This window comes from Streptomyces sp. NPDC002868 (assembly GCF_055563295.1).
The window spans coordinates 196657-221349 of sequence record NZ_JBVHDR010000004.1; the positions used below are offsets into that span (position 1 = coordinate 196657).

Here is a 24693-nt window from a genome sequence, read left to right on the forward strand (position 1 = left end):
TCACATTCATCAGTGTCAAGTTACGGCTGCGTACCGCACTCGGGACGGATGGACGGGCAGGTGGCATGACCTCAGCAGCAGCAAGCGAACTGACCGCGGAACTGCGAGGGTTCAGAGAAGTGCAGCGCCTCGCGTACGAATGCGCGGAGGTGGTCGCGGCGCAGCTCAAGCCCGGGGTGACCGAGCGCGGGGCGGCTCGGATGCAGCGCGAGTGGCTGCGGGAGCGCGGTGTGCGCGACTGGTTCCACCTCCCCTTCGCCTGGTTCGGGGACCGCACGGCTTTCGTCGGCTTCCGAATACCGCTGCAGTTCTTCCCGACCAACCGCGTCCTTGAAGCGGGCATGCCCTTCATCCTCGACATGGCCCCGGTCTACAAGGGCTACACCGCGGACATCGGGTACTCCAGCTGCCTCGGCCCGAGCCCTGTGCACAACAGACTGCTCGCCGATCTTGAGGCGCACCGCGAGCTGATACTGCGCGAGGTTCGGGAGCGGCGCTCGCTGCGCGAGATCTACGAGGACGTGGACCGACTGATGGTCCGGCAGGGGTATGCCAACCGGCACCGCGCGTATCCCTTCGGTGTGATCGCCCACAAGGTCGACCGGGTGAAGGAGCGGCGCTGGTCGCCGCATCTCTTCGGGTTCGGCACACAGTCGCTGAAGGGGCTTGCGAGCGACGCGCTGCACGGCCACCGGGACGGCTGGTCGCCGCTGTGGAGTCCGTACAAATTCTCCGACCACCCGCCCCGGCCGGGGCTGTGGGCGGTCGAACCGCACCTCGGATTCAGGGGTACGGGCGCGAAGTTCGAGGAGATCCTGGTGGTCACCGACTCCAAGGACCCGGAGCAGAGCGCGTTCTGGCTGGACGACGATCTGCCGCATGTGCGGCGTTGGGCGGAGGAGTCGGCGTGAGTCTCAAGGGGGCGCGGGAGCGCTGGGTCCGTACGGGCGGAATCGAGCTCTGCGTCGCGGAGCTGGGCGACGCGACGCAGCCGACGGTGCTGCTCGTGCACGGCTATCCGGACAGCAAGGAGGTGTGGTCGGAGGTCGCCGAGCGGCTGGCTGACCGCTTCCATGTAGTGCTGTACGACGTCCGGGGGCACGGTCGCTCGACCGCGCCGACGCCACTGCGCGGCGGCTTCACCCTGGAGAAACTGACGGACGACTTCCTGGCTGTCGCGGACGCGGTGAGTCCGGACAGGCCGGTGCATCTGGTCGGCCACGACTGGGGGTCGGTGCAGTCCTGGGAGTTCGTGACCGTGAAGCGCACCGAGGGCCGGATCGCCTCCTTCACCTCGATGTCAGGACCGTCCCTGGACCACTTCGGCCACTGGATCAAGAAGCGGATGAGCCGGCCCACGCCCCGCAGGGTCGGCCAGCTGCTCGGACAGGGCGCCAAGTCCTGGTATGTGTACATGCTGCATACGCCGGTGCTGCCGGAGCTCGCCTGGCGCGGGCCGCTGGGCAAGCGGTGGCCCAGGATCCTGCAGCGGCTGGAGAAGGTGCCCGGCGGTGACTACCCCACGCCCTCGCTGCCGCAGGACGCGGCGCACGGCGCGTGGCTCTACCGCGACAACGTCCGCGCGCGGCTGCGCCGCCCGCGCTCCGACGCGTACGCCCAGGCTCCGGTCCAGCTGATCACCCCGACGGGTGACATCTTCCTGTCCGAGCGGCTCTACGACGAACTGGGCGAGTGGGCACCGCAGTTGACCCGCCGCTCGCTGCCCGCCAAGCACTGGGCGCCGCGCACCAGGCCGGACCAGCTGTCTGCCTGGATCGGCGAGTTCGTCCTGGCCAACGAGGACAGCGCGGCCGGGGTGGCCGCGCGGGAGACCCTGGCCCGCGGCCCGTATGCCGAGCGGTTCGGGGGGCAGCTCGTCCTGGTGACGGGCGCGGCCAGCGGCATCGGGCGGGCCACGGCCTTCGCGTTCGCCGAGGCGGGGGCGCGGATCGTGGCCGTGGACCGGGACGGGGAGGGTGCGGCCAGGACCGCGGAGATGTCGCGGCTGATCGGCGCGCCCGAGGCCTGGGGCGAGACGGTCGACGTCAGCGACGAGCAGGCGATGGAGAAGCTCGCCGGCAAGGTCGCCGCCGAGTACGGAGTCGTGGACGTCCTGGTCAACAACGCGGGCATCGGTCTGGCCGGCTCGTTCCTCCAGACCAGCGCCGAGGACTGGAGGAAAGTCCTCGACGTCAATCTGTGGGGCGTCATCCACGGCTGCCGGCTCTTCGGCCGGCAGATGGCCGCACGTGGCCAGGGCGGCCATATAGTCAACACCGCGTCGGCGGCGGCCTATCAGCCGTCCAAGGCACTGCCCGCGTACAGCACCTCCAAGGCCGCGGTGCTGATGCTCAGCGAGTGTCTGCGTGCCGAGCTGGCCGGGCAGGGGATCGGGGTCTCCGCGATCTGCCCCGGCTTCGTCAACACCAGCATCACCTCCACCGCGCGTTTCGCCGGAGTGGACGCGGCGGAGGAGAAGCGGCGCCAGAGGAGATCCGCCCGGCTGTACGGACTGCGCAACTACCCGCCGGAGAAGGTCGCCGACGCGATCCTGCGCGCCGTCGTGAAGAACCAGGCGGTGGTGCCGGTGACGCCCGAAGCCCGCGGCGCCCACTTCCTGTCCCGCTTCATGCCCCGGACGTTGCGTGCGATCGCCCGATTGGAGCCGCCGCTGTGAGCGCCGAGGAGCACATCGGCCGCTACCCCATCACGCCGCGCCGGGTCTCGTTCGACTGGGACAGGACCCCGCTGCACTGGATACCGGACGAGCCCACCGCCACCCATGTCATCAATGTGCTGCATCTGCTGCTGCCGGCCGGCGAGCGGTGGTTCGTCAAGGTCTTCAAGGAGGCTCTGCCGCTGGTCGGCGACCCGGTACTGCGAAAGGACGTCAAGGGCTTCATGGGCCAGGAGGCCACGCACAGCGTGCAGCACGCGTACGTACTGGACCACCTGGCCGCGCAGCGGCTCGACACCGAGGGATTCACCAAGTACGTCGAGCTCCTCTTCGAGAAACTTCTCGGCGAGACGCCACCGTTCGGAGCGCCGATACCGGCCCGGGAGTGGCTGCGCTTCCGGCTGGCGATCATCGCCGCGATCGAGCAGTTCACGGCGGTCCTGGGCAACTGGGTGCTGCATGCCGAGGGGCTCGACCGGGCGGACGCCGACGAGATCATGCTGGATCTGCTGCGCTGGCACGGCGCGGAGGAGGTCGAGCACCGGGCCGTCGCCTTCGACATGTACCAGCACTGTGGCGGCGAGGGGCTGCCGCGCTATGCCCGCCGTGTCGAGGGCATGCTCGTCACCGCGCCCGTGCTGCTCTGGCTGTGGGGGTGGGGCACGGCCTATCTGATCCGGCACGATCCACAGCTCGCCGGCCGGCTGCGGTACTCACTGCGCGAGCACAACCGCGCCGTCGGCAAGGGGCTGCTGCCCACCTGGCGGGAGTTGGGCGCGGCCATACCCCGCTACTTCCGGGGGTCGTACCATCCCTCGCAGGAGGGCTCGCTGCGCAAGGCCGTCGACTATCTCGCGACTTCGCCCGCGGCCCGCGCCGCGGCGGGGGCGGTGGGCCGTGCCGCCTTGTCGTAGGCGGCCTGTCATCGAGCTGTCATCCAGGGAGCGGGCTTGTCCGAGCAGCCAGTAGCCGAGTACCGGATCGAGGATCTGGCGCACCACAGCGGCGCCACCGTCCGTACGATCCGCGCCTACCAGGACCGCGGACTGCTGCCGAAGCCGGAGCGGCGAGGGCGGGCCAATGTGTACGGCTCCACACACCTCGCCCGGCTGCGGCAGATCGCGGACCTGCTCGACCGCGGCTACACCCTGGCTTCGATCAAGGAGTTGCTGGAGGCCTGGGACGCCGGGCGCGGGCTCGGTGGGGTGCTCGGCCTGGTCGCCGAGGTGCAGGGGCCGTGGACGGACGAGGAGGCAGCCCGGATCACCCGCGCCGAGTTGGACGGGAAGTTCGGCGGGAGGCCGGACGAGGCGGCCGTCGCGGAGGCGGTGGACCTCGGTGTGCTGGAGCGGATCCCGGGGCATGCCGACGAATTCCTGGTGCCCAGCCCCCAAGAACTCGCGGTGGCGGCCGAGTTGTACGCGGCGGGGGTGCCGCTCTCGGCAATCTCCGGTCATCTGCGGGAACTTCGCGGGCAGGTGGAGCACATAGCGTCCCGTTTCCTGGAGTTCACCGCCGAGCATGTCTTCGCACGCTATCTGGGACACCGGCCACCGACCGACGCTGATGCGGCCGAGGCCGCGTCGCTGGTCCGGCGGCTGCGGCCGCTCGCGCAGCGGACGGTCGACGCCGAACTGGCGCGGGCCATGCGGACGTTCGCCACCCGGCATCTGCAGCAGCACCTGGGGGCCGAAGGGCCGCCGCCGGTGGAAAGTGAGCCGCGCTCGGTGACGCTGCCGCCGGAGACAATCCGGGCGGTACACCGTCTGGTTGGCCAGGAGAATGCGGCCGCCTTCATCGCGGCCGCGACCGAACGGGAGGTGCAGGCAAGGACATTGGACGCCCTGGCCTCAAAGGACGGTGATTCCAGGCAATTTGACCAAAGAGCTTGAATCGGCGCCGCGTTGTCCACAGAAACGCCAATTCCCTTGTGGATAACTACAGTTGGCTGTGGATCAAACCTGTAGCGCGATTTTTTCGGTGGCGCCGGACCGAGCCGAAGGGCACGCTGACGGCATGAACGCAAGACCCGATGAACAACGCACCGTGAAGGTGTCGAAGTACCTCTCGAAGCATCTGCGGCACCAGCCGGACCGGCTCGGCATCACCCTCGACGAGAACGGCTGGGTGGCGGTGGACGAGCTGATGCGGGCCGCGGCCGCGCACGGCTTCCTGTTCACCCGCGCCGAGCTCGACCATGTCGTCGCCGTCAACGACAAGCAGCGGTTCACGATCGACGGCACGCGCATCCGAGCCAATCAGGGCCACACCGTCGAGGTCGATCTGGACCTCCCCCCGGCCGAGCCGCCCGCGTACCTCTACCACGGCACCGTGGCCCGCAGCCTGGAGGCAATCCGCGCCGAAGGCCTGCGCCCGATGAAGCGCCACCATGTCCATCTCTCGCCCGACCGCGAGACCGCAACCCGCGTCGGCGCCCGCCGCGGCCGCCCCGTCGTCCTCTCCGTACACGCCGGGGCGATGCATCGGGCGGGCCACCTCTTCCACGTCAGCACCAACGGTGTCTGGCTCACCGACGCCGTACCGCCGGAGTTTCTGCGCTTTCCCGGCGCGTAGGCCACCGTCAAGGGGTGGACGCCGTGAGGTCGTCCCCCCACGAGGTCCGGCTCAGCGGGTCAGCTGAGCGAGGCCCTCCGTCGCGATCTGCTCGAAGACGGCCTGGTCCGCGGCGAAGTACGAGTCCGGGATCGGAGCGTGCAGCACGATCTCCGTGAAGCCGAGCTCGAAGTGCCTGCCCGCGAAGTCGACGAAAGCGTCGAGGGACTCCAGCACGCGGCCGGGTTCCGGAGTGAAGCCGGTGAGCAGGATCTTGTCCAGCTCGGCCACATCCCGGCCGATGTCCGCACACGCCTTGGCGAGCTTCTCGATCTGCCCGCGGACGGCCTCGACGGACTGCTCGGGCGTGCCCGTCTCGAACAGCTTCGGGTCGCCGGTGGTCACCCATGCCTGCCCGTGATTCGCCGCGAGCTTCAGCCCACGCGGCCCGGTGGCCGCGACGGCGAAGGGCAGCCGGGGCCGCTGTACACAGCCGGGGATGTTGCGGGCCTCGACCGCCGAGTAGAAGGTCCCCCCGTACGTCACGGAGTCCTCGGTCAGCAGCCGGTCGAGCAGCGGCACGAACTCGCCGAATCGGTCGGCCCGTTCACGCGGTGTCCATGCCTCCTGACCCAGCGCCGTCGCGTCGAAGCCCATGCCGCCCGCGCCGATGCCCAGCGTGATCCGCCCGCCGGAGATGTCGTCGAGCGAGATCAGGTCCTTGGCGAGGGTCACCGGGTGCCGGAAGTTCGGCGAGGTGACCAGGGTGCCGAGACGCAGCCGCTCGGTGGCGGCGGCCGCGGCGGTCAGCGTCGGGACCGCGCCGTACCACGGGCCGTCGCGGAAGGACCGCCACGACAGATGGTCGTAGGTGTACGCGGTGTGGAAGCCGAGCTGCTCGGCTCGGAGCCAGTCGTCGCGGCCACCGTTGTGCCAAGGGCGGACAGGGAGGATCACGGTACTCAAACGCATGCATCGAGCGTACGTGGCCCCGGAGTGCCGCGTGCGCACTCAAATGTGCGCCCTGTCGTACGCCCGTGCACCGGCGTACGGGAGAATGGATCTGTGACCTCAGCTACCGATCCCTTCCCGCTGCCCGCTGCCCCCCGGCTGATCGCCACTGACCTGGACGGCACTCTGCTACGCGACGACAAGTCCGTGTCCGACCGTACGATCGCCGCCCTCGCCGCCGCCGAGGACGCGGGGATCGAGGTCTTCTTCGTCACCGGACGGCCGGCCCGCTGGATGGACGTCGTCAGCGAACATGTCCACGGCCATGGGCTGGCGATCTGCGCCAATGGCGCGGCCGTCGTGGATCTGCACGCCGGCGGCAAGCTGCTGGAGGTCCGCGCCCTGGAGCGGAGCATCGCCCTCGATGTCGTACGGGCCCTGCGCGACGCCGCTCCCGGCACCTCCTTCGCGGTCGAGCTGACCACCGGTATCCACTACGAGCCGGACTACCCGCCCTTCCATCTCGACCCGGGCGCGACCGTCGCCACCGCAGAGAAGCTGCTCGACGAGGACCATCCCGACGCCGGCGCCCCGGTGATCAAGCTGCTCGCCCACCACCCCGAGCTGACGCCCGACGGCTTCCTCACCCTGGCCCGTACGGCCGCCGGCGAGCTCGCGTCCTTCACCCGCTCCAGCCCGACCGCGCTGCTCGAGGTCAGCGGCCTGGGCGTGAGCAAGGCCAGCACGCTGGCGCTCTGCTGCGCCCAGCGCGGGATCTCCGCCGACGAGGTCGTCGCCTTCGGGGACATGCCCAACGATGTGGAGATGCTGACCTGGGCCGGGACCTCGTACGCGATGGGCAACGCGCACCCGGACGTGATCGCCGCGGCCTCCGGACGGACTGTCGCCAACAATGAGGACGGCGTGGCGGTCGTCATCGAGCAGATCCTCAAGAACGTGTAGCAGCGATCTGCTAAAGCCAGACGCCTCGCTTGCTCAACCATGCCACCGGATCCACCCCGGACCCCAGATACGGCGTGAGCCGCACCTCGAAATGCAGGTGCGGCCCCGTCGAGTTGCCCGTGGTGCCGGTCTGTCCGATCCACTGCCCGGTGCGTACCCGATCGCCCTGGTCGACGGTGACCGCCGCCAGATGCGCGTACTGCGAGAAGTAGCCGCCCGGGTGCTGCACGACGATCTCGATTCCGAAGCCGCCGCCGCAGGAGACCGAGATCACCCGGCCCGCCCCGATCGACCGCACCGGGGTCCCGATGCCGACCGCGAAGTCCTGGCCGGTGTGCCGCTTCGCCCAGCGCTCACCGGCACTGTTGAACCCGGCGGACAGTTCGTACTGCTCCACCGGCGCCACCCACGCCGCACCCCGCGGCGGCTTGCCCCCGCTGCGGCCGAGCTTTACGGCGCCCGAACACGTGCCTGCCGCTACGCTGCGGTCCGCCTCAGCCTGCAGCTTCCACTGCGCGGCCTCCAGCTTCGCTTCGATGGACCGCTTGATCGTCGCCAGCTGCGCCTCGCGGGCGTCGAGCTCGCGCCGGGCGGCCCTGGCCTTCCCCTCGACCAGGGTGAGCTTCCGGTTGGCCTGCCCGGCCCGGCCGAGCAACTGGTTCACGGCCAGCCCCGCCTGCCAGGCCAGCCGCCGTCCGCGGAGTAGTTCGTCGGGGTTCCTGGCAAGCAGCAGCTGCGCAGTGAGCGCGAGCGTCCCGCCGGTGCGGTACTGGGCGCGGGCGACGCTGCCCACCTCGTCGCGGATCGCTTCGAGTTCATCCCGTTGCTCGTTCAGCTGCATTTGCAGCCCGTCCGCCTTGTCGCGCTGTACCTCGGCCCTCCGCCTGCCCTGCTCGTAGGTCGCGGTGGCCTTCGCCGCGTCCTCGAACAGCTGCGCCACCTCGGCGCTGATGCTGGCTTGCGGACCGTCGGACGCCATGGCCTCGGGCGCGCTCGGGCCAAGGAGCGCGCACAGCAGAACCGGGACGAGCAGCAGCCGGTCGCGGTGTCTCAAGCGCATCCTCGGATAATCGCCCGGAGCCGCGGCGATTCCTGGTACCCGTGAGGTGTCGTACCGCCACCTGGCTCAGTTTCCCGCCGACGTGCGGGATTTCCCGCCCCGTCCGGACTAGAGCGAGGCCCGCCAGGACACCGTCGTACCCCCGCAGTCCTCCCCGATCCCCGGGCCGCAGCCGACGGAGCGCATGGTTTCCAGCAGCTCGGTCATCCGGAGGGCCGGGTAGCGAGCAGGTCCGCCGCCCGCTCGCGCTCCAGCATCCGCCGCAGCGGACCCTCGGCCGCGGCGAGCTCGGCGTAGGAACCGCGCTGCACGATCCGCCCCGCTTCCAGTACGACGACCTCGTCGACGGCGTCCAGCCCTTGCAGCCGGTGCGTGATCAGCAGGGTCGTCCGCCCCTCGGTCGCCGTCAGCAGATCCGCCGTCAGCGCGTCCGCCGTCGCCAGGTCGAGATGCTCGGCGGGCTCGTCGAGTACGAGGACGGGGAAGTCGGCGAGGAGCGCGCGGGCCAGCGCCAGCCGCTGCCGCTGACCGCCGGAGAGCTGCGCGCCGTGCTCGCCGACGAGGGTGTCGAGGCCGTCGGGCAGCGCGTCGACCCACTCCAGCAGCCTCGCCCTGCCCAGCGCCTGCCTGAGCTCGTCCTCCGTCGCCGCTGTACGCGCGAGCCTGAGGTTCTCCCGTACGGAACTGTCGAAGAGATGCGCGTCCTGTGCACACAGCCCGACAAACCGCCGGACCGCGTCCCCCTCGAGCGCGGCCGCATGCACGCCGCCGATCGTGTACGTCCCCTCCCTGGCGTCCAGGAAGCGGAGCAGCACCTGCGCAAGGGTGGTCTTCCCCGACCCCGAGGTCCCGACGACGGCGATGCGTTTCCCCGCGGTCAGCGTCAGATCGACGCCGTCGAGTGCGTCCTGCTCCTGCCCGGCGTACCGGGTGCGAAGGCCCCGCACTTCGAGCGGGAATGCCGTCCCGGGCGGGGTGAGCGGCGACTCCGGTTCGTGTACGGGGACGGGCGCGTCCAGCACCTCGTACACCCGCTCGGCGCTCCGTTTGACCCGCTGCCGGTACTGCGCTGCCGACGGAAGCCCGGTGACCGCCTCGAACGCGGCGAGCGGAGTGAGCAACACGACCGCCAAAGACACGCCGTCGAGCCGCCCGTCACGCACCGCCTGCACGCCGGCGAACGCGGCGCACACAACGGTCAGCCCGCAGGCCAGCGCGGAGAGCCCGCCGCCGAGCGCGGTGGCCGCGGCGCCCTGCGAGGCGATCCGGGTCAGCCGCCGGTCGGCCTCCCGCGTCTTGTCCAGCCGGCCCTTCAGCGCTCCGGCGACGGTCAGTTCGGCGGTCCCGCGCAGGAGGTCGACGACCCCGGTGGCCAGCGCCCCGCGCGCGGGGGCGAGTTGCCGCTCGGCTCGCCGTGCACAGGTCCCGCTGATCAGCGGGACGGCAACCCCGGCGACGAGGAGGCCGACGGCGAGCACCGCCCCGGCCTCGGGCAGCAGCCACGCCGTGAAGCCGACGGACCCCGCTCCCACGACGACGGCCACGCCCGCGGGCAGCAGCCAGCGCAGCCAGTAGTCCTGCAGGGCGTCCACATCGGCAACGAGCCGGGACAGCAGATCGCCGCGCCGGGTCTGCCGCAGCCCGGCGGGCGCGATCCGCTCCAGCCTGCGGTAGACGGCGACCCGCAGCTCGGCGAGCATCCGCAGCACGGCGTCGTGCGAGACGAGCCGCTCGGCGTACCGGAAGACGGCCCGCCCGATGCCGAAGGCCCGGGTCGCAGTCACGGCCACCATCAGATAGAGCACCGGCGGCTGCTCGGAGGCGCGCGAGATGAGCCAGCCGGATACGGCCATGAGCCCCACCGCGGACCCCAGAGCGAGGCCGCCGAGCAGCAGCCCGAGCGCGAAGCGCCCCCGCAGCTGCCCGGCCATCCCCCGCACCCTCGCAAGGGCAGCCAAGTCAGATCCGGGGGGATGCAGCTCCTTGACCCCGTCCAGCGAGGCCGCCGGACGGAGCCCCTCGACCGAGCTCTCTCCCACGCCCTCCGGCGAAGCCAACGGACGCAGCCCCTCGACCGAACCCCCTCCCACGGCACTCACAGGCGCCCGCAGCTCCACCACCCTGTCCGCCACGGCCAGCAGCGCCGGGCGGTGGACCACCAGCAGCACCGTCCGCCCCTCCGCCAGCCGCCGTACCGCGTCGACGATGCCCGCCTCCGTCTCCCCGTCCAGCGCCGCCGTCGGCTCGTCGAGCAGCAGCAGTGGCCGGTCAGCGAGGAACGCCCGGGCCAGCGCGAGCCGTTGCCGCTGCCCGGCCGAGATCCCCGCGCCGTCCTCCCCGAGCAGGGTGTCCACACCCTGGGGGAGTGCGGTCACGAAGTCGTACGCCCCGGCGTCCCGCAGCGCTTCCCGCACCGCCGTGTCATCGGCGTCCGTCCGCGCCAGCCGTACGTTCTCCGCGACCGTCCCCGCGAAGAGATACGGGCGCTGCGGCACCCAGGCGATCCGCTCCCGCCACCGGTCCAGATCAAGGCTGACGAGATCCGCGCCGCCGACCCGCACCCGCCCCTCGGCCGGCGCCACGAACCCCAGCAGTACGTCCAGCAGCGTCGACTTGCCGACGCCGCTCGGCCCGACCAGCGCAACCGTCTCGCCGGGCTCCACCACCAGCGAAGCCGTGTCCAACGACGCCTCGCTGCGCCCCGCATGGCGGACAGTCACCCCGTCCAACTCCAGCCGCAGCGTGCCCGGCTCCCCCGCACCGCCCGCCCGCGGCTCGGTCTCCAGTACCCGGAAGATCTCCTCCGCGGCCGAAAGCCCCTCGGCCGCCGCGTGATACTGCGCCCCCACCTGCCGGATCGGCAGATACGCCTCGGGCGCCAGGATCAGGATCACCAGCCCCGTGTACAGATCCAGATCCCCGTGCACCAGCCGCATCCCGATGCCGACGGCCACCAGCGCCACCGAGAGTGTCGACAGCAACTCCAGCGCGAACGACGAGAGGAACGCGATCCGCAGCGTCCGCAGCGTGGCCCGCCGGTACTCCGAGGTGATGGACCGGATCGACTCGGCCTGCGCCTTCGCCCGCCCGAATACCTTCAGCGTCGGCAGACCGGCGACCACATCCAGGAAGTGCCCCGACAGCCGGGACAGCAGCCGCCACTGGCGGTCCATCCGCGCCTGGGTGGCCCAGCCGATGAGCACCATGAACAGCGGAATCAGCGGCAGCGTCACCACAATGACCGCCGCCGAGACCCAGTCCTCGGTCACGATCCGCGCCAACACCGCCACCGGCACCACCACCGCGAGCCCCAACTGCGGGAGAAAGCGCGAGAAGTAGTCGTCCAGCGCATCGACACCGCGGGTGGCGAGTGCCACCAGCGAGCCTGTGCGCTGTCGGCTCAGCCAGCCCGGCCCCAGCTCGGCAGCCCGCTCCAGCAGTCGTCCGCGCAGTTCCGACTTGACCGCCGCGCTCGCCCGGTGTGCGGCCAGTTCGGTCAGCCAGGACACGACCGCCCGGCCGACCGCAACTGCTGCCAGCAGCGCCAGCGGCATACCGAGGCCGGAGGTGGAGAGCCCCTTCTGGAAGGCCCCCACCACCACTTCGGCGATCAGCATCGCCTGGGCGACGACCAGCGCCGCCCCGACAAGTCCGAGGAGCACCACCGCGATCAGAAAGCGACGAGTGGCCCGGGCGTACCGGAGCAGACGCGGGTCGATCGGTTTCACGTGAAACATCCCCCACTAGTGGGCATCGGCGATGTGCTGCGTACCGATCCGCTTGCGGAACACCCAGTACGTCCAGCCCTGGTAGAGCAGCACCAGCGGCGTGGCTATGCCTGCCAGCCAGGTCATGATCTTCAAGGTGTACGGACTCGACGAGGCGTTGGTGACCGTCAGGCTCCACTCCTCATTGAGGGAGGACGGCATGACGTTGGGGAAGAGCGTCAGGAAGAGCATCGCGACCGCGGCCACGATCGTCACTCCCGACAGCGCGAACGACCAGCCTTCGCGGCCCGCCTTGATCGTCACAACGGCCCCGACCAGCGCCAGCACCGCGACGATCACCGCGACCAGACTGCTGCCGTCACCGCGCGAGACCTGGGTCCAGGTCAGGAAACCGAGCGCCAGCGCGGCGGTGAGCGGCCCCAGCTTCAGCGCCAGAGCGCGGGCCCGCATCCGAATGTCCCCCACCGTCTTCAGCGCGGCGAACACTGCACCGTGGAAGGTGAAGAGGGTCAGCGTGACCAGCCCGCCCAGCATCGCGTACGGGTTGAGCAGGTCGAAGAAGTTGCCGACGTACTCCTTCTGCCCGTCGATCTTCACGCCGCGCACAATGTTGCCGAAGGCGACGCCCCACAGCACGGCCGGCACCAGCGAAGTCCAGAAGATCGCGTGCTCCCAGTTGGTCTGCCACCGCTCCTCGTCCCGCTTGTGCCGGTACTCGAAGGCGACTCCGCGCACGATCAGGCAGACCAGGATGAGCAGCAGCGGCAGATAGAAGCCGGAGAAGAGAGTGGCGTACCACTCGGGGAAGGCGGCGAAGGTCGCGCCGCCCGCGGTCAGCAGCCACACCTCGTTGCCGTCCCAGACAGGCCCGATGGTGTTGATCAGGACCCGCCGCTCGGTCCGGTCCCGGGCCAGCAGCTTGGTCAGGACGCCGACCCCGAAGTCGAAGCCTTCGAGGAAGAAGTAGCCGATCCACAGGACGGCGATGAGTACGAACCAGACGTCGTGAAGTTCCATGCCTCAGCAGCTCCTCAGGGCCTCAGTACGAGAAGGCCATCGGCCGGTCGGCGTCACGGTCGTCGCCGCCGATCTTGGTGGGCGGGTTGAGGTCGGCCTCGGTCAGCTCGGGCGGTCCGGCCTTGACGTACTTCACGAGCAGCTTGACCTCGATGACGGCGAGCACCGCGTAGAGCAGGGTGAAGACGAGCATCGAGGTGAGCACCTCGCCCTGCGAGACGCCGGGGGAGACGGCGTCTCGGGTGCGCAGCACGCCGTACACGACCCAGGGCTGACGCCCCATCTCGGTGAAGATCCAACCCCAGGAGTTGGCGATCAGCGGGAAGAGCATGGTCCAGAGGGCGACGATCCAGTACCACTTGGTGAGCTTGGGGTTCAGCGCCTGGTTCTTGAAGAGCACCAGATGCGGCACCTGGTCCTCGCCCGTCCGCAGCCCCGGCGGCAGCATGAACTTTTTCCGGGTGAGCCAGAGCCCGATCAGCCCGATGGTGAGGGACGCCATGCCGAAGCCGATCATCCAGCGGAATCCCCAGTACGCGACGGGGATGTTGGGCCGGTAATCGCCGGGCCCGAACTTCTCCTGCTCGGACTTGTTGACGTCGTTGATGCCGGGGACGTACGAGTCGAAGTCGTCGTTGGCCAGGAAGGACAGCAGTCCTGGCACCTCTATGGCGACCTTGTTGTGGCCGGCGTCGACGTCTCCGTACGCGAAGATCGAGAAGGGAGCCGGCGCCTCGCCGTCCCACAGCGCCTCGGCGGCGGCCATCTTCATCGGCTGCTGCTTGAACATGACCTTGCCGAGCAGGTCACCGCTGACCGCGGTGAGCAGTCCGGCGACCATCACGGTGATCAGCCCGAGCCGCAGTGAGGTGCGCATCACCGGGATGTGCTTCTCGCGCGCCAGATGGAAGGCGGCGATACCGACCATGAAAGCGCCGCCGACGAGGAAGGCGGCCGTCATGGTGTGGAAGAACTGGGTGAGCGCGGTGTTCTGGGTCAGCACCTGCCAGAAGTCGGTGAGCTCGGCCCGCCCGCGCTCCTCGTTGATCCGGTAGCCGACGGGATGCTGCATCCAGGAGTTGGCGGCCAGGATGAAGTACGCGGAGAGGATGGTGCCGATCGACACCATCCACATGCAGGCCAGATGGATCTTCTTCGGCAGCTTGTCCCAGCCGAAGATCCACAGCCCGATGAAGGTGGACTCGAAGAAGAACGCGATCAGCGCCTCGAAGGCGAGCGGGGCGCCGAAGATGTCACCGACGAAGCGCGAGTAGTCGGACCAGTTCATGCCGAACTGGAACTCCTGGACGATGCCGGTGACGACACCCATGGCGATGTTGATCAGGAACAGCTTGCCCCAGAACTTCGTGGCCTTGAGGTACTTCTCCTTCTCCGTCCGCACCCAGGCTGTCTGCAGGCCGGCTGTGAGCGCGGCGAGCGAGATCGTCAGGGGGACGAAGAGGAAGTGGTAGACGGTGGTGATGCCGAACTGCCATCGCGCCAAGGTTTCCGGCGCCAGAGCCAGGTCCACGTCGTCTTCTCCTTACATCGCCATGGTCACAGCGGCGGTTTGCCCCTTTAATCCGATCGATCTCGGGATGATCAGGGCGCGCTTGTGAACGCGTTCACATTCACAAGCATTATGGCTCATACGAAATCCGAACCTTCGAGCGGGGGGTACCTCTTCGGTGTCTCGCCCCAGGAACTTCAACAGCTTGCTGAGCCCGGCGGGTGCAGATACGCATCTCATGGCCCGCCGGGCAGCTGCCTGGACCGGCTAGAGCTCCTTGCGGAACGCCTCGGCGGTGTGCAGGAAGATGTCGTTGGCCTCGTTCTCCCCGATGGTGACCCGTACGCCCTCACCCGCGAACGGACGCACCACGACGCCGGCCTTCTCGCAGGCCGCCGCGAAGTCGACCGTACGGTCGCCGAGCCGCAGCCAGACGAAGTTCGCCTGGGTCTCGGGCACGGTCCAGCCCTGCTCGACCAGTCCGTCGTACACACGCGTGCGCTCGGCAACCAGCGAGCCGACCCGGCCAAGCAGCTCGTCCTCGGCACGCAGCGAGGCGACCGCCGCGTCCTGCGCGAGCTGCGTGACGCCGAAGGGGACCGCGGTCTTGCGCAGCGCGGCGGCCACCGGCTCATGGGCGATCGCGAAGCCGACCCGCAGCCCTGCCAGGCCGTATGCCTTGGAGAAGGTGCGCAGCACCGCCACATTGGGGCGGTTGCGGTAGATCTCGGTGCCGTCCGGGACATCGGCGTCACGAATGAACTCGCGGTAGGCCTCGTCCAGCACCACCAGAACATCCGACGGCACCCGGTCCAGGAACCGCTCCAGCTCCGCCCGGCGCACCACCGTGCCGGTCGGGTTGTTGGGGTTGCAGACGAAGATCAGCCGGGTCCGGTCGGTGATCGCATCGGCCATCGCATCCAGATCGTGCACGTCACCGGCGGTCAGCGGCACCTGCACCGGCTTCGCCCCGCTGATCCGGGTGATGATCGGGTACGCCTCGAAGGACCGCCAGGCATAGATGACCTCGTCGCCCGGGCCCGAAGTGGACTGCAGCAGCGACTGAGCGACGCCCACCGAGCCGGTGCCGGTGGCCAGGTGCGTCACGGGCACCCCGAAGCGGTCGGCCAGCTCATTCATCAGGCCGGTACAGGCCATGTCGGGGTAGCGGTTGAAACCCTGCGCCGCGGCGATCGTGCTCTCCATCACACCCGGCAGCGGCGGATACGGGTTCTCGTTGGACGACAGTTTGTACGCGACCGGGCCGCCTGCAGCGGCGGGCTTGCCCGGCTTGTAGGTGGGAATGCCGTCCAGCTCGGCGCGCAGCTTGGGGCTCGTCTCGCTCACCGCAGGTCCTCCTCGTGCCATCAGTTGCAATCAGCAGCTTCGAATACTTCTCACCTTATGAGGATTCCCGGCCGCTGCGAACGGCAGCGGCCGGGAAAGGGGGGCGCCCTCTCCCGTAGCGCGCGCCGGTAGCTCACTCCGTGGCGCGCATCGCCCGTACTGGTGAGTTGAGACCTCTTCGCAACATCGACCATTCGAGAGGCCTGCACGTCTCCACACCCGAGACGTTATGGGATGATCGCTCAAGTCCCTTGATTTCCAAGGCAGTTGGGTAAGAACGATCATGCAGAAACGTGCCTGTCAACGAGTGAATATGCGACCGGCTCAACCGCCCACGCGAGCCCTACTATCGGCTCGCCATGACAGCAGCAGGGAAGCACCAGGTGAGCCGGACGGAGACATCCCGGCGGGGCAGCAGGCGGAGTCGGGCGGGCATCCGAGACGTGGCCGCCGCAGCCGGAGTCTCCATCACGACTGTCTCAGACGCACTCAACGGCAAGGGCCGGCTCCCGGACGCCACCCGCCGACATGTCCGCGAGGTCGCCGACCGGCTGGGCTACCGGCCCTCCGCCGCGGCCCGAACGCTCCGTACCGGAAAGTCGGGCTTGATCGGCCTGACCGTGACGACGTACGGGGATGAACCTTTCACCTTCACAGAGTTCGCGTACTTCGCCGAGATGGCGAGAGCCGCGACCTCCGCCGCGCTCGCCCGCGGCTACGCCCTCGTCATTCTCCCCGCCACCTCACGCCATGACGTCTGGTCGAACGTCGCCCTCGACGGCACCGTCGTCATCGACCCCTCCGACCACGACCCCGTCGTCACCGAACTCGTCCGCCAGGGCCTACCCGTCGTCTCCGACGGCCGCCCGGCCGGCACGCTCCCGGTCACCGCCTGGGTCGACAACGACCACGAAACCGCCGTACTCGATCTGCTCGACCATCTCGCCGCCGCCGGCGCCCGCCGGATCGGCCTGCTCACCGGCACCACCACGGACACCTACACCCGCCTGTCCACCACCGCTTATCTGAACTGGTGCGAGCGCGTGGGCCAGGACCCGGTCTACGAGTCCTACCCTGCCCACGACCCGTGCGCCGGCGCCGTCGCCGCCGACCGGCTGCTCGCCCGTCCGGACAGGCCCGACGCCGTCTATGGACTCTTCGACCCCAACGGCACCGATCTCCTCGCCGCCGCCCGGCGGTACGGACTGCGAGTCCCCGACGATCTGCTGCTCATCTGCTGCAGTGAGTCGACCGTGTACGCCACCACCGAGCCGCCCATCACCACGCTCTCGCTCAAACCACGCAGAATCGGCACGGCGGTCGTCCAGCTCCTCATCGACGCCATCGAGGGAATCGACGAAGACCGGCCGGTCGAGCAGGTGATACCTACCGAACTGATCGTCCGGACGTCCTCGCAGCGCCGCCCTTCGCGGACGACTGTCAGCCCACCTCGATCCCCTTCATCGGACTAGACCTTCCCAATCAGGACGAAACAACCGGCGAACCAGGGGTGCAACAGGATTCACCACCCCTGGTGCGTCACACAGCGCGGACCTCATTCCTATGATGGGCGGACGACACCGCGGACCACCCCGACCAGGCTGGGCCGACTGGTGAACGGCGGCGCGACGGTGTGGAGGGGTCGATGACTCAGGGGGCCGGTCAAGGACCCGTGGTGCGGACGGCAACATTGCGCGACTTCCGCGTTCCGCCGTACGCACAGGTTCCCGTGCAGTCGCAGGTTCCGGCGCACCCGCAACTCCCCGCACAGTCGCAACTGCCGCCGCAGGAGCACCCGGCTAGTACGCCGCCCGAGCAGGTTCCTTCGCGGGAGCAGGTGCCGCCGTCGCAGGATCAGGTGCTGCCGCACGAGCAGATGCCGTCGCGCACGCAGCCGACGCAGCAGTCCCCTGAATCCCCGGAGTCCGCCCACCCCGGCAACGCCGTCCCGGAGGGCGAGGCTCCGGACGGCTACACCCCCACCGCGCGCGATCTGCCGGTGATCGGCCGCGGCGGTCCGGGCGACACCGTCCAGGTGCAGGTCACACCGGACGAGGCGCCCACCCCCGAAGGCCTCGGCCCGCTCTATGTGGTCGGCGACGTCCACGGCTATCTCGACGAACTCGTCGAGGCCCTGGCCGAGCAAGGCCTCATCGACGCCGACGGCCACTGGGCCGCGGGCCATGCCCGCCTCTGGTTTCTCGGCGACTTCACCGACCGCGGCCCCGACGGCATCGGCGTCATCGACCTCGTCATGCGGCTCTCCGCCGAGGCCGCGGCCGCAGGCGGCTACTGCAAGGCCCTGATGGGCAATCACGAACTGCTGCTGCTCGGCGCGAAGCGATTCGGCGACACCCCCGTCAACTCCGGTGCCGGCACCGCCACCTTCCAGGCCGCCTGGCTGCTCAACGGCGGCCAGAAGACCGACATGGACCGGCTGCAGGACGTCCATCTGCAGTGGATGGCACGCCTCGACGCGGTGATCGAGGAGGACGAGCATCTGCTGATGCACTCCGACACCACCGCCTATCTGGAGTACGGCGACACCATCGAGGACGTCAACGACACCGTCCACGCGATCCTCACCCGCAATGACGCCGACGAGTGCTGGGACCTGTTCCGCAAGTTCACCAAGCGCTTCGCCTTCCGCGACGACGCAGGGCCGCAGGCCGTACGCGAACTGCTCACCACCTACGGTGGCCGCCGCGTCGTGCACGGCCACAGCCCCATTCCGTATCTGCTGGGCGAAGTGGGCACCGAGGACGGCGAGGACGGCGCGCGCCCGGTCGTCGAGGGCCCGCATGTGTACGCGGACGGGCTGGCGATCGCCATGGACGGCGGCGTGACCATGGCCGGAAAGCTCCTTGTCGTCCAGCTTCCCCTGTCCAACTGATCCAAGCCCGACAGGCGATTTACTCAAACCCCCTGTCACCCCGTGCCGTAACCGCTCTACCATCGGCTTATCCGTAGCAGGCTCTCCTCCGTTTCTGCCCAACCGCCCGGTCGATGCGGGCAATCCGGCCCTACGGAGCATCGGGGGATGCAGATGAACAGCGCTCCGCACCTGCTGACCGAGGACCGCGCCGAGTACGAGCGCATCCTCGACGACGCACTGCGCAACGCCCATGACCGTCCGGATCTCGCTGCCGTGGGGCAGCGCCTGAACACCGAACAGCTGCGCACGATGGCCCTGAACGCGACGGCACTGATCACCACCGCCGCCGCTGCCGAGTACGAGCACTACATAAAGATCCGCGAGGAGATGCGAACCCCCGCGGCCACCGCCTCCATGCACAACTCCGTGCTGTCCCCGGCCGTCGGCGAGGCCTCCGAACGCGGCGCGGGGTTCGCCGCCGTCATAGCCGTGCTCGCCCCGGTGCTCGCCGGGACAGCCGCGGTGATCTTCCTGCTGGTCGGCTACATCCTGAAGATGCTCAGCCCCACGCCGTCGTTCGCGGAGGCCCTGGTCTCCGCGGGCTGGTTCTTCGGGGCTCTCACGGCGGCCGCCATCCTGGTCGCCGCGATCGGACTGCTGCTCACCGCCCTGCGCAACGGCGCGACACAAGTCCCGGCCGAGGAGTCGACGGGCGAGTTGCCCGACGAAGTGGCCCGGGCCAAGGAAGCCTGGCGGCACGCTCTGCTGGAGCGCGGACTGCTGCCCTTCCTGCGGGCAGCGCTGGCGGACCCCAGCGCCGACCCGACCTCAGCGGACCCGCCGCGCCATGTGAGCCGTATCCCCAAGATCGGCTACAGCGGCCCGGACTACTCAAGCCCGAGCGAGGGCTCGACGGCGGGACAGCGGCCAACCTTCACCAGCCCGGACTTCACCAGCCCGGAATTCGGCGGCCCCGAGCACCAGCCGGAGTGAGTCCCGGCCGGCGCTCGTGGCGGCACGTCATTGCGAGATCACTCCTCCGTCATTCCGCGATTGGCAGATAGACGCGGTTGCCCGCGGCGGCGAACTCCTTGGACTTCTCCGCCATGCCGTCCTCGATCTCCTGCTGAGACTGCTGGGCTGCTCGGACTGCTGCGAGCGGGAGCGCCCGGAGACCGGACGTGACTGGATCGGAGATCACCTGCGGCGTCTGCCGGGGCAGGACCCGGTCCGGCGGGCCGTCGCAGAATCCATCGGCCCGAGGGAGCTGTCTACGGCTCGAGCAACTCCGCCTGGAGCTGCGGAGCCACGACAGTCGTTGTCGAAGACGCGCTGACCGAGGTGGCGTCGACTCCGGTGTTCTGGGAGACGAAGAGGGTGATCACGTCATCCGCAGCCAGCTCAACGATCGTGGACGACTCCTGCGAATTTCCGAGGTCATTCGCGATGTCTGAGGTGTCCTGCGCGTCAAAGGAGACGGCAACGCCGTTGACGAAGATGGCCATTGCACGAGTCGCCCCCTCAGTCGCAGTGTAGGACCAGAGAAGCCTTGACTTGAGGAGGTAGCGCCCGGGGGTGTTGACCACCAGACTGTCGGTCGCGTCATCGAACATCGCGTCCGTGTCGTAGGCGGCGTCATCGAAGGTGATCTGCGTGTCGACGCCGGACGGGATGGTCTGGTCTGCTGTGGAGAAGATACTCGCGCCGACATCGACGACGGGTGCGGGAGCTCCCGTCGCCCCGGTCGCACCCGTCGCCCCGGTCGCACCCGTCGCCCCGGCACACCAGGCGCACCCGTCGCCCCGGTCGCCCCGGTCGGTCCCTTCTTGCAGCGGTCCCTGTCGTCGTCGCCCTGCGGCCCGACTTGACCGAGCGTGAGCCCGTCCCTGCACTTGTCGCCGTCGTCGCCCGCGTGACCGGTCACCTCACCCGGTCACCCACGTTGTTGACGGAGGCCGCGGCCGGGCTGAACACCCGGTCGTCAGGACCAGCGCGAGCGAGGCGACCGTGCTGCCGACCATCCACTTGTTACGACGCGGCAGCGGCCCCAGCCGGGACGGCGTCCTGCACTCAGGATTCATCTGCTTGCTCCTCGTTTCCCTCGGGTTGGGACTTCACGTCCGAAATCCGACATGCGAGGGCAAGCTCGACCCGGGCACAGCCGAGCGCTCGCCGCGGACGGCGCGAACGCGCCAACCTCATCAGATCTGAGCAATCGTCACGTCTGAACGGTGCAATCCACGCCCTGAGCACCCGCACGCAACGGACGGCACAGCCTCATGGCAGCCGTCACGCCTGTCGCGCCCGCCCCGTAGAGCGCCTATGAACAGGCTCTTGAACGCGCTCAAGTCCGAGTGGAAAGGCGCTGGGTCGTAGAACGCAGCATCAGATGGATCATGCTGCACCGCCGCCTGGCCCGCGACTACGAGACCCTCATCGCCAGCTCCGAAGCCATGATCCATCTCGCCTCGATCGACAACCTCGCCAAGCGCATAACGGACGAGACCACACCCACCTGGCGAGGAACCTTCTAGAATATAAAGGGCATTTCGCCTACATCAAACGCCCTCTAAAGGGGGTGCCGCCTCGAAGGCGGCACCCCTAGCTTCGAAGCGTCCCCCGATATGGCGGGGGACGCTGAGATGCTAGAAGATCAATCTGCAATAGGCAGGTAGACCCGGTTCCCTTGGGCGGCAAACTCAGCAGACTTGGCCAACATCCCAGCCACTACCTCATCTTCGCTGGTCAGAGCCGCATCGGAACCAAATCGCTCTGTGATGCTTCTACTGATCTTCATGCTGCAGAACTTCGGGCCGCACATCGAGCAGAAGTGCGCGGTCTTCGCCGGCTCCGCCGGGAGCGTCTCGTCGTGGAACTCCCGTGCCGTGTCCGGATCGAGGGCCAGATTGAACTGGTCCTCCCACCGGAACTCGAAGCGCGCGTCGGACAGCGCGTCGTCCCACTCCTGCGCACCCGGGTGCCCCTTGGCGAGATCTGCCGCATGCGCCGCGATCTTGTAGGTGATGACGCCGGTCTTCACGTCATCGCGGTTGGGCAGACCCAGGTGCTCCTTGGGCGTGACATAGCAGAGCATCGCCGTGCCCCACCAGGCAATCATTGCCGCCCCGATGCCGGAGGTGATGTGGTCATACGCCGGGGCCACGTCCGTGGTGAGCGGGCCGAGCGTATAGAAGGGGGCCTCCTCGCAGATCTCCTGCTGGAGGTCGATGTTCTCCTTGATCTTGTGCATCGGGACGTGACCGGGTCCTTCGATCATCGTCTGCACATTGAAACTCTTGGCGATGGAGTTGAGTTCCCCGAGCGTGCGCAACTCCGCGAACTGCGCCTCGTCGTTGGCATCCGCGATCGAGCCGGGCCGCAGACCGTCGCCGAGGGAGTACGTCACGTCGTACGAGGCGAGGATCTCGCAGAGCTCCTCGAAGTTCTCGTACAGGAACGACTCCTTGTGATGCGCCAGGCACCAGGCCGCCATGATCGAGCCGCCGCGCGAGACGATGCCGGTCTTGCGGCGGGCCGTCAGCGGCACATACCGCAGCAGCACGCCCGCGTGGACCGTCATGTAGTCGACACCCTGCTCGGCCTGCTCGATGACCGTGTCCTTGTAGACCTCCCAGGTCAGCTCCTCGGCCTTGCCGTCAACCTTCTCGAGCGCCTGATAGAGCGGCACGGTGCCGATCGGCACGGGGGAGTTGCGCAGCACCCATTCGCGGGTCGTGTGGATGTTGCGGCCGGTGGAGAGGTCCATGACCGTGTCCGCGCCCCAGCGGGTCGCCCAGGTCATCTTCTCGACCTCCTCCTCGATGGAGGAGGTGACAGCGGAGTTGCCGATGTTGGCGTTGACCTTCACCAGGAACCGCTTGCCGATGATCATCGGCTCGATCTCGGGGTGGTTGACGTTGGCGGGCAGGACGGCCCGGCCCGCCGCGATCTCCTCGCGCACCACCTCGGGCGAGACGTTCTCACGGATCGCGACGTACTCCATCTCCGGCGTGATCTCGCCACGGCGGGCGTACGCAAGCTGCGACACCGCCTGTCCGGCCCGGCCCCGGCGGGGCTGGCGCGGGCGGCCCGGGAAGACCGCGTCGAGGTTGCGCAGACCGCCCCTCGGCGAGGTGTGCTTGATCCCGTCGTCCTCGGGGCGGACCGGACGGCCCGCGTACTCCTCGGTGTCGCCGCGGCCGATGATCCAGTTCTCCCGCAGCGGCGGCAGGCCGCGGCGGACGTCGGTCTCGACGGTGGGGTCGGTGTACGGGCCGGACGTGTCGTACAGCGTCACGTCCTTGCCGTTGGTCAGGTGCACCTGGCGGACCGGCACCCGGAGGTCGGGGCGCGAGCCCTCGACGTATCCCTTGTGCCAGCCGATGGACTTCCCGCCCTCGTCGTTCTGATTCGAGGCAGGCGTGCGTGCATCCGATACGGTCATGAGACCTACTCCCTACGCCGGCATTACCCGGTAACAGGTTCGGCGGTCGACGCAGCGGATTCCGTAAACGGCGTACTGGCTTCGGCCAGTCGGCGAATGCGGAGGTCAGCGCCCTCTCAGCCCGGTGCTCCGAGCTCCCGCGTGTGCAAAGGTGACACCACGCTAGCGTCATTTCTGGCGCGCTGAACAGAGGGCCCCCCTCGTTCTTGCGATGATCGGTCGGTGACCTACTCGCCGACCCCCTCGCCGCAGACGCCCGAACCCCACGGCCACTCGCACAGCCATGGGCCCGCCGCGCCTGTTTCGCAGCATCTCCGCAAGGTCATCGCCGCGGTGCTCATTCCTTTCGCCACCGCGGTCGTCGTGGGCCTTGTCGTGCTCTGGCCGGGCGGTGCGCCCGGGCATGAGCGCACCGGTGTCGGTTTCGACCGGCAGACCGAGCAGGGCAAGGTGGTGCAGGTCGACAAGGTCAACTGCAAGGACGTGAACGCCGCGCAGGTACCGCCGACCGGCGACACCTCCACGCCTGAGGGGCGCGAGGCGGTCAATGCCCAGCAAGGCAGCTGTGAGAAGGCGACGATCGAGGTCACCAGCGGCAAGGACAAGGGCCGTACGTTCACCGAGATCGTCCAGCCGGACGCGTCGCGGCAGTTGGACAAGGGCCAGGGCGTGGTGGTGGCGTACGCCCCCGACGCGCCCCGCGACCTGCAGTACTCCGTGACCGATGTGGACCGTGAGCTCCCGATGGTGGTGCTGGCCGGTATCTTCGCGCTCGCAGTGGTGCTGGTGGGACGGATGCGCGGCGTGATGGCGCTGATCGCACTGGCCGTCTCGTTCGCCGTACTGACCCTGTTCATCCTGCCCGCAATCCTGCAGGGCTCGAATCCGCTGATCGTCGCGGTGATCGGGGCGAGCGCAATCATGCTGGTCGCGCTCTATCTGTGCCACGGCTTCACCGCCCGCACATCGGTCGCGGTCCTCGGCACGCTGATCTCGCTGCTGCTGACCGGGCTGCTCGGCTCACTCTTCATCGGCTGGGCGAGCCTGACCGGCAACACCGACGACAACACCGGTCTGATTCACGGTCTGTATCCGAACATCGACATGAGCGGTCTGCTGCTGGCCGGCATCATCATCGGCTCGCTCGGCGTGCTCGACGATGTGACGGTGACCCAGACCTCGGCGGTCTGGGAACTGCGTCAGGCGGACCCGGGCATGGGCCCACGGGCGCTCTACCGGGCCGGGATCAGAATCGGCCGGGACCACATCGCTTCCGTCGTCAACACTCTCGTACTGGCCTACGCGGGCGCCGCGTTGCCGCTGCTGCTGCTCTTCTCGATCGCGCAGAGCAGTGTGGGGACGGTGGCCAACAGCGAGCTGGTGGCGATGGAGATCGTACGGACCCTGGTGGGGTCGATCGGACTTGTCGCCGCCGTGCCGGTGACCACCGCACTCGCGAGCCTGGTGGTCTCCGCCGACCGGCCGGGAACCGCAGCGGCGGACGAATCACCGGCACGGAGTGGATCGCCAGTTCGGGGCGGCAGGGGCCGCCGCCGCAAGAAGTAGCG

18 protein-coding genes and 2 pseudogenes are annotated in these 24693 nt (G+C 68.9%); 11 read left to right on the forward strand and 9 right to left on the reverse strand.

The window, feature by feature from the left end; translation table 11 throughout:
* Nucleotides 1-65: 65 nt before the first annotated feature.
* From ACZ3H8_RS14995 to ACZ3H8_RS15015, 5 genes are all read left to right on the forward strand, one after another.
* Nucleotides 66-911 (forward strand): M24 family metallopeptidase, encoded by an 846-nt coding sequence (locus ACZ3H8_RS14995; protein ID WP_467401678.1) that lies wholly within the window; start codon nt 66-68, stop codon nt 909-911.
* Entirely contained in the window at nt 908-2677 is a 1770-nt protein-coding gene (locus ACZ3H8_RS15000) for an SDR family oxidoreductase (RefSeq protein ID WP_467401680.1), read from the forward strand. The genes ACZ3H8_RS14995 and ACZ3H8_RS15000 overlap by 4 nt, the downstream gene beginning before the upstream one ends.
* Entirely contained in the window at nt 2674-3591 is a 918-nt protein-coding gene (locus ACZ3H8_RS15005) for a metal-dependent hydrolase (protein WP_467401683.1), read from the forward strand. The genes ACZ3H8_RS15000 and ACZ3H8_RS15005 overlap by 4 nt, the downstream gene beginning before the upstream one ends.
* Before the next feature lie 36 nt (nt 3592-3627).
* Nucleotides 3628-4569, forward strand: coding sequence for a MerR family transcriptional regulator (locus tag ACZ3H8_RS15010; protein WP_467401686.1), 942 nt, complete (start codon nt 3628-3630; stop codon nt 4567-4569).
* Between the two features lie 124 nt (nt 4570-4693).
* Nucleotides 4694-5251: an RNA 2'-phosphotransferase gene (locus ACZ3H8_RS15015; RefSeq protein WP_398993677.1), complete on the forward strand. Its 558-nt coding sequence runs from the start codon at nt 4694-4696 to the stop codon at nt 5249-5251.
* 51 nt (nt 5252-5302) lie between these two features.
* On the opposite strand, the gene ACZ3H8_RS15020 is transcribed toward ACZ3H8_RS15015, so the two are convergent.
* Nucleotides 5303-6202: an LLM class flavin-dependent oxidoreductase gene (locus ACZ3H8_RS15020; RefSeq protein ID WP_467401689.1), complete on the reverse strand. Its 900-nt coding sequence runs from the start codon at nt 6200-6202 to the stop codon at nt 5303-5305.
* Nucleotides 6203-6295: 93 nt separating this feature from the next.
* Between ACZ3H8_RS15020 and ACZ3H8_RS15025 the strand changes: the two genes are divergently transcribed.
* Entirely contained in the window at nt 6296-7144 is an 849-nt protein-coding gene (locus tag ACZ3H8_RS15025) for a Cof-type HAD-IIB family hydrolase (protein WP_467401692.1), read from the forward strand.
* A 10-nt stretch (nt 7145-7154) separates the two neighbouring features.
* On the opposite strand, the gene ACZ3H8_RS15030 is transcribed toward ACZ3H8_RS15025, so the two are convergent.
* The 5 genes from ACZ3H8_RS15030 to hisC all read right to left on the reverse strand — a co-directional run bounded on the left by ACZ3H8_RS15030 (nt 7155) and on the right by hisC (nt 15806).
* Nucleotides 7155-8204: a M23 family metallopeptidase gene (locus ACZ3H8_RS15030; RefSeq protein WP_467401694.1), complete on the reverse strand. Its 1050-nt coding sequence runs from the start codon at nt 8202-8204 to the stop codon at nt 7155-7157.
* A gap of 203 nt (nt 8205-8407) precedes the next feature.
* The gene (gene cydD / locus ACZ3H8_RS15035) at nt 8408-11932 is read right to left on the reverse strand and encodes a thiol reductant ABC exporter subunit CydD (protein ID WP_467401696.1); all 3525 of its coding nucleotides are present in this window, start codon (nt 11930-11932) and stop codon (nt 8408-8410) included.
* A gap of 15 nt (nt 11933-11947) precedes the next feature.
* Entirely contained in the window at nt 11948-12949 is a 1002-nt protein-coding gene (cydB, locus tag ACZ3H8_RS15040) for a cytochrome d ubiquinol oxidase subunit II (protein WP_467401699.1), read from the reverse strand.
* 22 nt (nt 12950-12971) lie between these two features.
* Nucleotides 12972-14480 (reverse strand): cytochrome ubiquinol oxidase subunit I, encoded by a 1509-nt coding sequence (locus ACZ3H8_RS15045; RefSeq protein WP_467401701.1) that lies wholly within the window; start codon nt 14478-14480, stop codon nt 12972-12974.
* A 246-nt stretch (nt 14481-14726) separates the two neighbouring features.
* Nucleotides 14727-15806, reverse strand: coding sequence for a histidinol-phosphate transaminase (gene hisC / locus ACZ3H8_RS15050; protein ID WP_398993663.1), 1080 nt, complete (start codon nt 15804-15806; stop codon nt 14727-14729).
* A gap of 359 nt (nt 15807-16165) precedes the next feature.
* On the opposite strand from hisC, the gene ACZ3H8_RS15055 reads away from it, so the two are divergent.
* The 3 genes from ACZ3H8_RS15055 (at nt 16166) to ACZ3H8_RS15065 (ending at nt 19674) form a co-directional block, all read left to right on the forward strand.
* Entirely contained in the window at nt 16166-17278 is a 1113-nt protein-coding gene (locus ACZ3H8_RS15055) for a LacI family DNA-binding transcriptional regulator (RefSeq protein ID WP_307662375.1), read from the forward strand.
* Between the two features lie 173 nt (nt 17279-17451).
* A complete protein-coding gene (locus ACZ3H8_RS15060; RefSeq protein ID WP_467401705.1) occupies nt 17452-18699 on the forward strand; it encodes a metallophosphoesterase in 1248 nt (415 codons plus the stop codon).
* Between the two features lie 147 nt (nt 18700-18846).
* A complete protein-coding gene (locus ACZ3H8_RS15065) occupies nt 18847-19674 on the forward strand; it encodes an ABC transporter permease (RefSeq protein ID WP_467401707.1) in 828 nt (275 codons plus the stop codon).
* 49 nt (nt 19675-19723) lie between these two features.
* Here the strand turns inward: ACZ3H8_RS15065 and ACZ3H8_RS15070 are convergent.
* Nucleotides 19724-19813, reverse strand: a pseudogene (locus tag ACZ3H8_RS15070) (thiamine biosynthesis protein ThiC); the annotation flags it as partial.
* A gap of 139 nt (nt 19814-19952) precedes the next feature.
* Nucleotides 19953-20186, reverse strand: a complete 234-nt coding sequence (locus ACZ3H8_RS15075) for a hypothetical protein (RefSeq protein WP_467401710.1) — start codon at nt 20184-20186, stop codon at nt 19953-19955.
* Nucleotides 20187-21035: 849 nt separating this feature from the next.
* Between ACZ3H8_RS15075 and ACZ3H8_RS15080 the strand changes: the two are divergent.
* Nucleotides 21036-21215: pseudogene (locus tag ACZ3H8_RS15080) on the forward strand (IS5/IS1182 family transposase); the annotation flags it as partial.
* A 119-nt stretch (nt 21216-21334) separates the two neighbouring features.
* Here ACZ3H8_RS15080 and thiC read toward each other — a convergent pair.
* Complete coding sequence (thiC, locus tag ACZ3H8_RS15085) at nt 21335-23125, reverse strand: phosphomethylpyrimidine synthase ThiC (protein WP_467401712.1); 1791 nt, start codon at nt 23123-23125, stop codon at nt 21335-21337.
* A 222-nt stretch (nt 23126-23347) separates the two neighbouring features.
* Between thiC and ACZ3H8_RS15090 the strand changes: the two genes are divergently transcribed.
* Nucleotides 23348-24691 (forward strand): YibE/F family protein, encoded by a 1344-nt coding sequence (locus tag ACZ3H8_RS15090; RefSeq protein ID WP_467401713.1) that lies wholly within the window; start codon nt 23348-23350, stop codon nt 24689-24691.
* Nucleotides 24692-24693: the final 2 nt, after the last annotated feature.

Bases quoted from the DNA above. Each gene is read 5' to 3' on its own strand.
- ACZ3H8_RS14995 (WP_467401678.1), top strand. From the start codon at position 66: ATGACCTCAGCAGCAGCAAGCGAACTGACCGCGGAACTGCGAGGGTTC.
- ACZ3H8_RS15015 (WP_398993677.1), top strand. From the start codon at position 4,694: ATGAACGCAAGACCCGATGAACAACGCACCGTGAAGGTGTCGAAGTAC.
- ACZ3H8_RS15020 (WP_467401689.1), bottom strand. From the start codon at position 6,202: ATGCGTTTGAGTACCGTGATCCTCCCTGTCCGCCCTTGGCACAACGGT.
- ACZ3H8_RS15030 (WP_467401694.1), bottom strand. From the start codon at position 8,204: ATGCGCTTGAGACACCGCGACCGGCTGCTGCTCGTCCCGGTTCTGCTG.
- cydB (WP_467401699.1), bottom strand. From the start codon at position 12,949: ATGGAACTTCACGACGTCTGGTTCGTACTCATCGCCGTCCTGTGGATC.
- ACZ3H8_RS15055 (WP_307662375.1), top strand. From the start codon at position 16,166: ATGACAGCAGCAGGGAAGCACCAGGTGAGCCGGACGGAGACATCCCGG.
- ACZ3H8_RS15060 (WP_467401705.1), top strand. From the start codon at position 17,452: ATGACTCAGGGGGCCGGTCAAGGACCCGTGGTGCGGACGGCAACATTG.
- ACZ3H8_RS15065 (WP_467401707.1), top strand. From the start codon at position 18,847: ATGCAGATGAACAGCGCTCCGCACCTGCTGACCGAGGACCGCGCCGAG.
- ACZ3H8_RS15075 (WP_467401710.1), bottom strand. From the start codon at position 20,186: ATGGCCATCTTCGTCAACGGCGTTGCCGTCTCCTTTGACGCGCAGGAC.
- thiC (WP_467401712.1), bottom strand. From the start codon at position 23,125: ATGACCGTATCGGATGCACGCACGCCTGCCTCGAATCAGAACGACGAG.